The organism is Pseudomonas sp. RW407 (assembly GCF_003176655.1).
Lineage (GTDB): Bacteria > Pseudomonadota > Gammaproteobacteria > Pseudomonadales > Pseudomonadaceae > Pseudomonas > Pseudomonas delhiensis.
The window spans coordinates 824434-836806 of the sequence record NZ_QGSL01000029.1 but is presented as its reverse complement, the minus strand read 5'-3'; the positions used below and the strand labels follow the sequence as shown (position 1 = coordinate 836806).

Sequence of the window (12373 nt, the reverse complement as noted above, 5' to 3'; positions counted from 1 at the left end):
AGCCTGCGCCATGTCCGACTCCCGCTATATCGGCCGTTTCGCCCCCACCCCCAGCGGCTACCTGCACTTCGGCTCGCTGGTCGCTGCCGTCGCCTCCTACCTGGACGCCCGTGCCGCCGGCGGCCGCTGGCTGGTGCGCATGGAAGACCTCGACCCGCCGCGGGAAATGCCCGGGGCCCAGGCCGCCATCCTGCAGACGCTGGAGCGCTACGGCTTCGAGTGGGATGGCCCTGTCGTACGCCAGAGCGAGCGTGGCGATGCCTACGCGGCGGTGGTCCAGCAGTGGCTGCGCAGCGGCCTGGCCTACGCCTGCACCTGCTCGCGCAAGCAGCTCGAAGGCAGCGGCGGCATCTACCCCGGCACCTGCCGCGACGCCGGGCACGACTGGCACGGCGACGTCGCCATCCGCATCCGCGTGCCGGAACTGGAATACGCCTTCGTCGACCGCGTCCAGGGCGAGTTCCGCCAGCACCTGGGCCGCGAGGTCGGCGACTTCGTCATCCGCCGCCGCGACGGCCTCTACGCCTACCAGCTGGCGGTGGTGCTGGACGACGCCTGGCAGGGCATGACCGACATCGTCCGCGGCGCCGACCTGCTGGACAACACCCCGCGCCAGCTGTACCTGCAGGAGCTGCTCGGGGTGGCCCACCCGCGCTACCTGCACGTGCCGCTGATCGTCCAGCCCGACGGCCACAAGCTGGGCAAGTCCTACCGCTCGCCGCCGCTGGCCGCCGAGCAGGCCGCACCGCTGCTGCTGCGTGCCCTCGGGGCCCTGGGCCTCGCCGCGCCGGCGGAGCTGGCCGGCGCCACCCCGGCCGAGGTGCTGGCCTGGGGCGTGGCGCACTGGGACGCCACGCGCATCCCCCGCGTGCTGACGCTGGAAGACGCCCGGCTCTAAGATGGAGGGTGGGGTCATGCGCCCCGGCTTGCAGGCGCCCATCGGCTGCCTGTAGCCTGCCGTCCGCACAACGAGAGGCATGACATGTACATCTACCGACTGGTGCTGCTCCTGGTCGTGGGCATCTACCTGTTCTCGCCCGCCATCATGGACTGGTGGATCGACCCCAACGGCGCCTGGTATCGCCCTTACCTGCTGTGGCTGATTCTCATAGTCGTGACCTTCATCCTGCAGAGCCAGCGCGATGCTGACGAGCTTTAGCCTCACCCAGCTGATCCTGATCAGCGCCGCCTACCTGACCACCCTGTTCGGTGTCGCCTGGATCACCGAGCGCGGCTACGTGCCGCGCCGCCTGGTGCGCCACCCGCTGGTGTACACCCTGTCGCTGGGCGTCTATGCCAGCGCCTGGGCCTTCTACGGCACCGTCGGCCTGGCCTACCAGTACGGCTACGGCTTCCTGGCCATCTACCTGGGTGTGTCCGGGGCCTTCCTGCTGGCCCCGGTGCTGCTCTACCCGATCCTGCGCATCACCCGCGCCTACCAGCTGTCGTCGCTGGCCGACCTGTTCGCCTTCCGCTTCCGCAGCACCTGGGCCGGCGCGCTGACCACTCTGTTCATGCTGATCGGCGTGCTGCCGATGCTGGCCCTGCAGATCGAGGCGGTGACCAACTCGATCAGCCTGCTGACCCACGGCGCCGACGCCAACAGCGCGGCGCTGGCGTTCTGCGCGCTGATCACCCTGTTCGCCATCCTCTTCGGCGCCCGCCACATCGCCACCCGCGAACGCCACGAGGGGCTGGTGATGGCCATCGCCTTCGAGTCGCTGGTCAAGCTGGTCGCCCTGGGCTCCATCGGCCTGTTCGCCCTCTACGGCGTGTTCGGCGGCCCCGACGGCCTGGAGGTCTGGCTGCTGCAGAACCAGGAGGCCCTGAGCACCCTGCACACGCCGCTGGCCGAGGGCCCCTGGCGCACCCTGCTGCTGGTGTTCTTCGCCTCGGCCATCGTCATGCCGCACATGTACCACATGACCTTCACCGAGAACCTCAACCCGCGCGCCCTGCTCAGCGCCAGCTGGGGCCTGCCGCTGTTCCTACTGCCGATGAGCCTGGCGGTGCCGCCGATCCTCTGGGCCGGCCTGCACCTGGGCGCCTCGACCAACCCGGAATACTTCACCCTCGGCCTGGGCATGGCGGTGGACAGCCCGGCCCTGGCGCTGGCCGCCTTCATCGGCGGCATCTCGGCGGCCAGCGGGCTGATCATCGTGATGACCCTGGCGCTGTCGGGCATGGTCCTCAACCACCTGGTGCTACCGCTGTACCAGCCGCCGGCCGAGGGCAACATCTACCGCTGGCTGAAATGGACGCGGCGGGCGCTGATCGCCACCATCATCCTGCTGGGCTACGGCTTCTACCTGCTGCTGGGCTCCGAGCAGGAACTGTCGAACCTGGGCATCGTCTCCTTCGTCGCCACCCTGCAGTTCCTCCCCGGCGCGCTCTCGGTGCTCTACTGGCCGGCCGCCAACCGCCGCGGCTTCATCGCCGGCCTGGTCGCCGGCATGCTGGTGTGGGGCGCCACCATGCTGGTGCCGCTGATGGGCAACGTGCAGAGCCTGCACATCCCGCTGTTCGACTCGCTGTATGTGCTCGACGAGGCCAGCTGGCACCTGGCCGCCCTCGCCTCGCTGGCGGCCAACGTGCTGGTGTTCACCCTGGTGTCGCTGTTCAGCGAGCCCAGCGACGAGGAGAAGGGCGCCGCCGAAGCCTGCGCGGTGGACAACGTGCGCCGCCCGCAGCGCCGCGAACTGCTCGCCGTCTCGCCCCAGGAATTCGCCAGCCAGCTGGCCAGGCCGCTGGGCGCCAAGACCGCGCAGAAGGAAGTGGAGCAGGCCCTGCGCGACCTGCACCTGCCCTTCGACGAGCGCCGCCCCTACGCCCTGCGCCGCCTGCGCGACCGCATCGAGGCCAACCTCTCCGGGCTGATGGGCCCAAGCGTGGCCCAGGACATGGTCGAGACCTTCCTGCCCTACAAGGCCAACAGCGAGAGCTACGTCACCGAGGACATCCACTTCATCGAGAGCCGCCTGGAGGACTACCACTCGCGGCTCACCGGCCTGGCCGCCGAGCTGGACGCCCTGCGCCGCTACCACCGCCAGACCCTGCAGGACCTGCCGATGGGCGTGTGCTCGCTGGCCAAGGACCAGGAAGTGCTGATGTGGAACCGCGCCATCGAGGAACTCACCGGGGTGCCCGCGCAGCGCGTGGTGGGCTCGCGCCTGTCGGCCCTGCCGGAACCCTGGAAGGGCCTGCTGGAAGGCTTCATCGAGGCCCCCGACCAGCACCTGCACAAGCAGCGCCTGGCGATCGACGGCCAGACGCGCTGGCTGAACCTGCACAAGGCAGCCATCGAGGAACCCCTGGCGCCGGGCAACAGCGGCCTGGTCCTGCTGGTCGAGGACCTCACCGAGACGCAGTCCCTGGAAGACAAGCTGATCCACTCCGAGCGCCTGGCCTCCATCGGCCGCCTGGCCGCCGGCGTGGCCCACGAGATCGGCAACCCCATCACCGGCATCGCCTGCCTTGCGCAGAACCTGCGCGAGGAACGCGAGGGCGACGGCGAGCTGACCGAGATCAGCGGGCAGATCCTCGAGCAGACCAAGCGCGTCTCGCGCATCGTCCAGTCGCTGATGAGCTTCGCCCACGCCGGCGGCAAGCAGGTGGCCGCCGAGCCGGTGTGCCTGGCCGACGTCGCCCGCGAAGCCATCAGTTTGCTATCGTTGAACCGGCGCAGCGTCGAAGTGCAGTTCTTCAACCTGTGCGACCCGGACCACTGGGTGGAAGGCGATGCCCAGCGCCTCGCCCAGGTACTCATCAACCTGCTGTCCAACGCCCGCGACGCCTCCCCCCCCGGTGGCGCCATACGGGTGCGCAGCGAAGCCTCGGAGAACACCGTCGATCTCATCGTCGAAGATGAAGGCAGCGGCATTCCCAAGTCCATCATCGACCGCCTGTTCGAGCCCTTCTTCACCACCAAGGACCCCGGCAAGGGGACTGGCCTGGGCCTCGCACTGGTCTATTCGATCGTGGAAGAGCATTATGGGCAGATCACCATCGACAGCCCGGCCGATCCGGAACGCGAATGCGGCACCCGCATCCGCGTGACCTTGCCGCGGCATCCTGGCCCGACGGCCGAGCAGTAGACGAGCACGTCGAGAGAGCTGAATACATGGCACATATCCTCATCGTCGAAGACGAAACCATCATCCGTTCCGCCCTGCGACGGTTGCTCGAGCGCAACCAGTACCAGGTCAGCGAGGCCGGCTCGGTCCAGGAGGCCCAGGAGCGCTACAGCATCCCGTCCTTCGACATGATCGTCAGCGACCTGCGCCTGCCCGGCGCCCCCGGCACCGAACTGATCAAGCTGGCCCAGGGCACCCCGGTGCTGATCATGACCAGCTACGCCAGCCTGCGCTCGGCGGTCGACTCGATGAAGATGGGCGCGGTGGACTACATCGCCAAGCCCTTCGACCACGACGAGATGCTCCAGGCCGTGGCGCGTATCCTCAAGGACCGCCAGGAAGGCCGCGGCGCCACTGCCGAGGCACGCGGTAACGCCCGCCCCGCGGGCGAGCGCGGTAACGGTAACGCCGCCCCGGCCGACGGCGAGATCGGCATCATCGGCTCCTGCCCGCCGATGCTCGAGCTCTATTCGAAGATCCGCAAGGTCGCCCCCACCGACTCCAACGTCCTCATCCAGGGCGAGTCGGGCACCGGCAAGGAACTGGTGGCGCGCGCCCTGCACAACCTGTCCAAGCGCACCAAGGCGCCGCTGATCTCGGTGAACTGCGCGGCCATCCCGGAAACCCTGATCGAATCCGAACTGTTCGGCCACGAGAAGGGCGCCTTCACCGGCGCCAGCGCCGGCCGCGCCGGCCTGGTGGAAGCCGCCGACGGCGGCACCCTGTTCCTCGACGAGATCGGCGAACTGCCGCTGGAGGCCCAGGCCCGCCTGCTGCGCGTGCTGCAGGAAGGCGAGATCCGCCGCGTCGGCTCGGTGCAGTCGCAGAAGGTCGACGTGCGCCTGATCGCCGCCACCCACCGCGACCTGAAGATGCTGGCCAAGACCGGCCAGTTCCGCGAAGACCTCTATTACCGCCTGCACGTCATCTCGCTGAAACTGCCGCCGCTGCGTGAGCGCGGTACCGACGTGATGGAGATCGCCCGCGCCTTCCTGGCGCGTCAGTGCTCGCAGATGGGGCGCGCCCCGCTGAGCTTCTCCCACGAGGCCGAGCAGGCCATCCGCCACTACCCGTGGCCGGGTAACGTGCGCGAGCTGGAGAATGCCATCGAGCGCGCGGTGATCCTCAGCGAGGGCCAGGAAATCCCCGCCGACCTGCTGGGCATCGACATCGAGCTGGACGACCTGGAGGACGACTTCGTCGACGAGGCGGAGATGCGCAGCGCCGTGGCGGCCAACAACCACGAGCCCACCGAGGACCTGTCGCTGGAGGACTACTTCCAGCATTTCGTCCTCGAGCACCAGGACCACATGACCGAGACCGAACTGGCCCGCAAGCTGGGCATCAGCCGCAAATGCCTGTGGGAACGGCGCCAGCGCCTGGGCATTCCGCGGCGCAAATCGGGGGCCTCGGCCGACTCCTGAGTGGGGCGCGGCTGTTACCGCGGACATCCCGCGTAACAAAAGCCGGGTTCATCGGTAACGATAACCCGGCTTTTTTGTGCCTACCCGAAACCCCTTCCTACAGCTAAACCCTTGAAAAATAAGGATTCTCAAAAGTTGGCACGGCATCTGCTTTGTTATTGGTACAACAACAATAACAAGCACGAAACCACAGAACAAAAACAACACGTAACGACTCCAGCACAACAAAAACAAAATCGCGGAGGCGCAGCTAACTGATTCTTTTGGAGGAGAGTAGCTGGTGGGAGAAATCCCGCAACCGATCGAAGAACAATAAAACTGCCTCGAGGCAGCGGCGGAATCGGTTGGATCGAAAGATCACTGCTCACTCAGCGACCAAAGCAATCCGTTTGCTCTTGTCGATCCCGAATGGGAATACCTCGAAGCGACTGGCCTCGAGGACGGGTCTACAAACAAAAACAACAAGCCCGGCATCATAACAAGAACAAAGCACGCACCTACTTGGGGGGGAGCTTCGGCTCCCCCAGTAGCTTTCCTCGCTCTCCCCTGCTCCCTTCGCTGTTCCCCGTTCCCTATCTCCCGCCCCCCGATGCTAGAATCCGAGCCCATTCGGACACACAACGCATCAGATTTACTGACGATTGTTTCCGCTGACCATGCTTTTCAAGCATGATGGGCTGCCCGCCGACTGCGATCGCCGGCCAGGGCATGCTGCGTTGCGCGACGCAATCCACCCCAACCGGTTAATAGTGCCTCCATGCTGAAAAAGCTGATCTCCTCCCTTCGCTCTCCCTTGCGCCGCAAGCGCGCAATCCGCACCACCCCGGAAATCGTCGGCAGCAACCAGCATCCGCTGCGTCGCGAGCAGTTCAGCCGGCATGCGGTGAGCGTGGTGGACCGGCTGCAGAAGGCGGGATACCAGGCCTACATCGTCGGTGGCGGCGTGCGTGACCAACTGCTGGGCATCACCCCCAAGGACTTCGACGTGGCCACCAGCGCCACCCCCGAGCAGGTCCGTGCCGAATTCCGCAACGCGCGGGTCATCGGCCGGCGCTTCAAGCTGGTGCACGTGCATTTCGGCCGCGAGATCATCGAGGTGGCCACCTTCCGTGCCCACCACCCCCAGGAAGAAGGCGAAGGCGACAGCAACCAGGCCTCGCGCAACGAAGCCGGGCGCATCCTGCGCGACAACGTCTACGGCACCCTGGAAGACGACGCCCAGCGCCGCGACTTCACCATCAACGCCCTGTACTTCGACTGCAGCGACGAGCGCATCCTCGACTACGCCCACGGCGTGCACGACATCCGCAACCGCCTGGTGCGCCTGATCGGCGACCCCGAGCAGCGCTACCTCGAAGACCCGGTGCGCATGCTGCGCGCGGTGCGCTTCGCCGCCAAGCTGGACTTCGAGATCGAGAAACACAGCGCCGCGCCCATCCGCAAGCTGGCGCCGGCGCTGCGCGAGATTCCCTCGGCGCGGCTGTTCGACGAAGTGCTCAAGCTGTTCCTCAGCGGCCGCGGCGAGCGCACCTTCGAGCTGCTGCTCGAATACGAGCTGTTCGCCCCGCTGTTCCCGGCCAGCGCCAAGGCCCTGGCCCGCGACCCGGACTACACCGGCAAGCTGATCCGCCAGGCCCTGGCCAACACCGACGCGCGCATCCACCAGGGCAAGCCGGTCACCCCCGCCTTCCTCTTCGCCGCCCTGCTCTGGCCGGCCCTGCCGGCGCGCGTGGCGCAACTGCAGGACCGCGGCATGCCGCCGATCCCGGCGATGCAGGAAGCCGCCCACGAACTGATCAGCGAGCAGTGCCAGCGCACCGCCGTGCCCAAGCGCTTCACCATCCCGATCCGCGAGATCTGGGACATGCAGGAACGCCTGCCGCGACGCCAGGGCAAGCGCGCCGACCTGCTGCTGGAAAACCCGCGCTTCCGCGCCGGCTACGACTTCCTGCTGCTGCGCGAGAGCGCCGGCGAGGAAACCGGCGGCCTCGGCGACTGGTGGACGGACTACCAGGACGCCAGCGACGGCGAACGCCGCGGCATGATCCGTAACCTGGCGGCCAGCCAGGACGATGGCGGCGCCGCCCCGCGCAAGCGTCGCCGCGGCGGTGGCAACCGCCGGCGCCGTGGTCCGCGCAGCGAGGGGGCGGGCAACGAGTGAGCGAGCGCGTCTATCTCGGCCTGGGCAGCAACCTCTCCGATCCCCTGGGCCAGCTGCGCGCCGCCATCGAGGCCCTGCGGGCCATCCCGCAGACCACGGTGGCCGCGGTCTCGCCCTTCTACATCAGCGACCCGCTGGGCCCGCCGGACCAGCCGCGCTACGTCAACGCCGTCGCCGCGCTGGACACCGACCTCGCCCCCCTCGCCCTGCTCGACGCCCTGCAGGCCATCGAGCTGGAACAGGGCCGCGTGCGCAAGGACGAGCGCTGGGGCCCACGCACCCTCGACCTGGACATCCTGCTGTTCGGCGAGCGCCAGCTCGACGAGCCGCGCCTGACCGTGCCGCACTACCACATGCACGCCCGCGCCTTCGTCCTCTACCCCCTGGCGGACCTGGCGCCGCAGCTGCGCCTGCCCGACGGCCGCAGCCTGTCGGAACTGCTGGCGGATTGCCCATTCACGGGCCTCGAACGGCTATCCTGATCGTCACCCCAGTTGGCGGTAACGCCGTAACAGTCCGGTAACACCTGCGATTGACTTCGCTTCCCCCCATACGGACTATAGGTGCCCCGCGCCGGCGCCAGCCGGCCCAACGAGGACCGTTTTCATGCCTGATGTCACCCTGACCACCCTGCAAGGCCTGAAGCAAAGCGGCGAGAAGATCGCGATGCTCACAGCCTACGATGCCACCTTCGCCCAGGCGGCCAGTGCCGCGGGAGCGGAGATGCTGCTGATCGGCGACTCCCTCGGCATGGTGCTGCAAGGCCACGACAGCACGCTGCCGGTCACGGTCGAGGAAATGGCCTATCACACCGCCTGCGTGAAACGCGGCAACCAGGGCGCGATGATCGTCACCGACCTGCCCTTCGCCTCCGGCACCTCGCTGCAGCGCCTGCTGGACGACGCGGTCAAGGTCATGCAGGCCGGCGCCCACATGGTCAAGCTCGAAGGCGGCGCCTGGCTGGCCGAGCCCATCGTGCGCCTGGCGCAGATGGGCGTGCCGGTGTGCGCGCACCTGGGCCTCACCCCGCAGTCGGTCAACCTGTTCGGCGGCTTCAAGGTGCAGGGCCGCCAGGAAACCCAGGCCCGCCAGCTGCGCGCCGATGCCATCGCCCTGGAGCAGGCCGGCGCCGCCATGCTGCTGCTGGAATGCGTGCCCAGTGCCCTGGGCCAGGAAATCAGCGAGGCGGTGAAGATCCCGGTGATCGGCATAGGCGCAGGCCCCGGCACCGACGGCCAGGTACTGGTGATGCACGACATGCTCGGCCTGTCGCTGTCCGGCCGCGCGCCCAAGTTCGTGAAGAACTTCATGCAGGGCCAGGACAGCATCCAGGGCGCCTTCGCCGCCTACGTCAAGGCCGTGAAAGACGGCTCCTTCCCCGGCCCCGAACACGGATTCTCCGCATGAACACCGTCAAGACCGTCCGCGAACTGCGCGCCGCCGTCGCCCGTGCCCGCGGCGAAGGCAAGCGCATCGCCCTGGTGCCGACCATGGGCAACCTGCACGCCGGCCACGCCGCCCTGGTGGCCAAGGCCGGCCAGCGTGCCGACTTCGTGGTCGCCAGCATCTTCGTCAACCCGCTACAGTTCGGCCCCAGCGAGGACTTGGACAAGTACCCGCGCACCCTCGCCGCCGACCAGGCCAAGCTGCTGGAAGCCGGCTGCCACCTGCTGTTCGCCCCGGGCGTGGAAGAGATGTACCCCGACGGCATGGAAGGCCAGACCAAGGTCAGCGTGCCCGGCGTTTCCGAGGGGCTGTGCGGCGGCAGCCGCCCGGGCCACTTCGACGGCGTCGCCACCGTGGTCTGCAAGCTGCTGAACATGGTGCAGCCAGACATGGCGCTGTTCGGCGAGAAGGACTTCCAGCAACTGGCGGTGATCCGCAAGCTGGTGCGCGACCTGAACATCCCCGTGCAGATCTTCGGCGAACCCACCGTGCGCGCCGAGGACGGCCTGGCGCTGTCCTCGCGCAACGGCTACCTGAACGAGGACGAGCGCGCCCGGGCGCCGGTCATCCAGCGCACCCTCCGGCAGCTCGCCGACGCCCTGCGCGGCGGCTCGCGCGATTTCCCGGCGCTGATCGACGAAGCCCGCCGGCAGATCGAGGCCGCCGGCCTGCGCGTGGACTACCTGGAGATCCGCGAGGCCCTGGGCCTGCGCCCGGCCAATGCCGGCGACAAGCAGGTGGTGGTCCTGGCCGCCGCCTTCCTCGGCAACACCCGCCTGATCGACAACCTGCCGCTGCAGCTCGACTGACCCGCCGCTGCCCGCCCAGGCCGCGCCGCACGCGGCTTGAGGCCGGGTAACAGGTTGGGCATACTCTGCCGCCGTTCGCGCCAAGCCCCACCACAACAGGAGCGCCCGCCATGCACAGCATCATGCTCAAGGCCAAGCTGCACCGCGCCGAAGTCACCCACGCCGTCCTCGACTACGAAGGCTCCTGCGCCATCGATGGCGAGTGGCTGGACCTCGCCGGTATCCGCGAGTACGAACAGATCCAGATCTACAACGTCGACAACGGCGAGCGCTTCACCACCTACGCCATCCGCGGCGAGGAAGGCTCGCGGATGATCTCGGTCAACGGCGCCGCCGCGCACAAGGCCAAGGTGGGTGACCGGGTGATCATCTGCGCTTATGCTCAATACAGCGACGCCGAGCTCGCCAACTATCAGCCGCGCATGCTCTACATGGCCCCGGGCAACCAGCTCAGCCACACCAGCAACGCCATCCCGGTGCAGCTCGCCTGACCCGTCAAAGCCCGGAACCCCCGGGCTTTTTCACGCTCCAACGCACGTCACACCCCCGAAGGTAAAGCATGGAACACCACCTCACCCCGCTGGATGCCACCCGCCTGCAGAGCTGGCAGGCACTGGCCGAGCACCGCAAGGATCTGCAGAACTTCAGCATGCGCCAGGCATTCGCCAGCGATCCGAAGCGTTTCGAGCGCTTCTCCCTGAGCGCCTGCGGCCTGTTCCTCGACTTCTCGAAGAACCTGATCCGCGAGGACACCCTCGGCCTGCTGGTCAAGCTGGCGGAAGAGGCGCAGCTGGGCGAAGCCATCCAGTCGATGTTCCGCGGCGAGGTGATCAACGCCTCCGAGCGCCGCCCGGTGCTGCACACCGCGCTGCGCCGGCCGATCGGCGACAAGGTGCTGGTGGACGGCGTGGACGTGATGCCGGAAGTGCACCGCGTGCTGCACCAGATGACCGAGCTGGTCGCCTACGTGCACAACGGGCTGTGGCGCGGCTACACCGAGAAGCCCATCACCGACGTGGTGAACATCGGCATCGGCGGCTCCTTCCTCGGCCCGCAACTGGTCTCCGAGGCCCTGCTGCCCTTCGCCCAGAAAGGCGTGCGCTGCCACTACCTGGCGAACATCGACGGCAGCGAGTTCCGCGAGCTGACCAGCAAGCTGAACGCCGAGACCACCCTGTTCATCGTCTCCTCCAAGTCCTTCGGCACCCTGGAGACGCTGAAGAACGCCCAGGCCGCGCGCGCCTGGTACCTGGCCCAGGGCGGCAACGAGGCGGAGCTGTACCGCCACTTCATCGCGGTTTCCAGCAACAAGGAAGCGGCGGTGGCCTTCGGCATCCGCGAAGAGAACGTCTTCCCCATGTGGGACTGGGTCGGTGGGCGCTATTCGCTGTGGTCGGCCATCGGCCTGCCGATCGCCATGTCGGTGGGCATCAACAACTTCAAGGAACTGCTGTCCGGCGCCCACAGCATGGACCAGCACTTCCAGAGCGCGCCCTTCGCCCGCAACATCCCGGTGCTGCTGGGCCTGCTCGGCGTCTGGTACGGCGACTTCTGGGGCGCCCACAGCCACGCCATCCTGCCCTACGACTACTACCTGCGGAACATCACCGACCACCTGCAGCAGCTGGACATGGAGTCCAACGGCAAGAGCGTGCGCCAGGACGGCACCCCGGTCAGCGCCGGCACCGGCCCGGTGATCTGGGGCGGCGTCGGCTGCAACGGCCAGCACGCCTACCACCAGTTGCTGCACCAGGGCACCCAGCTGATCCCGGCGGACTTCATCGTCCCGGTGTCCAGCTACAACCCGCTGGCCGACCACCACCAGTGGCTGTACGCCAACTGCCTGTCGCAGAGCCAGGCGCTGATGCAAGGCAAGACCCGCGCCGAGGCCGAGGCCGAGCTGCGCGCCAAGGGCCTGGACGAGGCCGAGGTGCAGCGCCTGGCGCCGCACAAGGTGATCCCCGGCAACCGCCCGAGCAACACCCTGGTGCTGGAACGCATCAGCGCCCGCCGCCTGGGCGCGCTGATCGCCATGTACGAGCACAAGGTCTACGTGCAGAGCATCCTCTGGGGCATCAACGCCTTCGACCAATGGGGCGTGGAACTGGGCAAGGAGCTGGGCAAGGCCGTCTACGGGCGCCTGGTCGGCAGCGAGGAGAGCCCCGCCGAGGACGCCTCCACCCAGGGCCTGATCGACTACTTCCGCGGCCGTCACCGCGGCTGAGTTCCCGCCTTGGGAAAAGCGCCGTTTCCTCCGCAAGGGGAAACGGCGTTTTCATTTCCGCCGCGGATCGCGGACGGAGTCCGCTCCTACGCCCGTGCCTCCTGGAACCGTAGGAGCGGACCTTGTCCGCGATCATGGCGGATAACGCCATAGGCGTTATCCGCCCTACGGGGAGC

At 67.9% G+C, this 12373-nt stretch carries 10 protein-coding genes; all 10 read left to right on the top strand.

All coding sequences use genetic code 11. From position 1 onward, the window contains the following. The first annotated feature begins 10 nt into the window (after positions 1-10). The 10 genes from gluQRS to pgi all read left to right on the top strand — a co-directional run bounded on the left by gluQRS (position 11) and on the right by pgi (position 12197). Complete coding sequence (gene gluQRS, locus DK254_RS04565) at positions 11-898, top strand: tRNA glutamyl-Q(34) synthetase GluQRS (protein ID WP_109932568.1); 888 nt, start codon at positions 11-13, stop codon at positions 896-898. Between the two features lie 84 nt (positions 899-982). Next, positions 983-1159, top strand: coding sequence for a hypothetical protein (locus DK254_RS04560; RefSeq protein WP_003095129.1), 177 nt, complete (start codon positions 983-985; stop codon positions 1157-1159). Next, positions 1143-4094, top strand: coding sequence for a sensor histidine kinase (locus DK254_RS04555; protein ID WP_109932566.1), 2952 nt, complete (start codon positions 1143-1145; stop codon positions 4092-4094). Before DK254_RS04560 ends, DK254_RS04555 begins: the two co-directional genes overlap by 17 nt. Before the next feature lie 26 nt (positions 4095-4120). Beyond that, on the top strand, positions 4121-5557 hold the full coding sequence (locus tag DK254_RS04550; protein ID WP_109932564.1) for a sigma-54 dependent transcriptional regulator: 1437 nt from the start codon (positions 4121-4123) through the stop codon (positions 5555-5557). A gap of 757 nt (positions 5558-6314) precedes the next feature. Further along, a complete protein-coding gene (locus tag DK254_RS04545; RefSeq protein WP_109932562.1) occupies positions 6315-7718 on the top strand; it encodes a polynucleotide adenylyltransferase PcnB in 1404 nt (467 codons plus the stop codon). Beyond that, positions 7715-8200: a 2-amino-4-hydroxy-6-hydroxymethyldihydropteridine diphosphokinase gene (folK, locus tag DK254_RS04540; protein WP_109932561.1), complete on the top strand. Its 486-nt coding sequence runs from the start codon at positions 7715-7717 to the stop codon at positions 8198-8200. The genes DK254_RS04545 and folK overlap by 4 nt, the downstream gene beginning before the upstream one ends. Positions 8201-8324: 124 nt before the next feature. Continuing rightward, the gene (gene panB, locus DK254_RS04535) at positions 8325-9125 is read left to right on the top strand and encodes a 3-methyl-2-oxobutanoate hydroxymethyltransferase (protein WP_109932559.1); all 801 of its coding nucleotides are present in this window, start codon (positions 8325-8327) and stop codon (positions 9123-9125) included. Beyond that, a complete protein-coding gene (panC, locus tag DK254_RS04530) occupies positions 9122-9973 on the top strand; it encodes a pantoate--beta-alanine ligase (protein ID WP_109932558.1) in 852 nt (283 codons plus the stop codon). The genes panB and panC overlap by 4 nt, the downstream gene beginning before the upstream one ends. A gap of 110 nt (positions 9974-10083) precedes the next feature. Beyond that, positions 10084-10464, top strand: a complete 381-nt coding sequence (panD, locus tag DK254_RS04525) for an aspartate 1-decarboxylase (protein WP_009613020.1) — start codon at positions 10084-10086, stop codon at positions 10462-10464. A gap of 68 nt (positions 10465-10532) precedes the next feature. Beyond that, positions 10533-12197 (top strand): glucose-6-phosphate isomerase, encoded by a 1665-nt coding sequence (gene pgi, locus DK254_RS04520; RefSeq protein ID WP_109932556.1) that lies wholly within the window; start codon positions 10533-10535, stop codon positions 12195-12197. Positions 12198-12373 lie beyond the last annotated feature (176 nt).

Excerpts from the sequence above, each read along its gene's own strand:
- panD (WP_009613020.1), top strand. The coding sequence starts at position 10,084 with ATGCACAGCATCATGCTCAAGGCCAAGCTGCACCGCGCCGAAGTCACC.
- DK254_RS04545 (WP_109932562.1), top strand. The coding sequence starts at position 6,315 with ATGCTGAAAAAGCTGATCTCCTCCCTTCGCTCTCCCTTGCGCCGCAAG.
- DK254_RS04550 (WP_109932564.1), top strand. The coding sequence starts at position 4,121 with ATGGCACATATCCTCATCGTCGAAGACGAAACCATCATCCGTTCCGCC.
- pgi (WP_109932556.1), top strand. The coding sequence starts at position 10,533 with ATGGAACACCACCTCACCCCGCTGGATGCCACCCGCCTGCAGAGCTGG.
- gluQRS (WP_109932568.1), top strand. The coding sequence starts at position 11 with ATGTCCGACTCCCGCTATATCGGCCGTTTCGCCCCCACCCCCAGCGGC.
- panB (WP_109932559.1), top strand. The coding sequence starts at position 8,325 with ATGCCTGATGTCACCCTGACCACCCTGCAAGGCCTGAAGCAAAGCGGC.
- DK254_RS04555 (WP_109932566.1), top strand. The coding sequence starts at position 1,143 with ATGCTGACGAGCTTTAGCCTCACCCAGCTGATCCTGATCAGCGCCGCC.
- DK254_RS04560 (WP_003095129.1), top strand. The coding sequence starts at position 983 with ATGTACATCTACCGACTGGTGCTGCTCCTGGTCGTGGGCATCTACCTG.
- panC (WP_109932558.1), top strand. The coding sequence starts at position 9,122 with ATGAACACCGTCAAGACCGTCCGCGAACTGCGCGCCGCCGTCGCCCGT.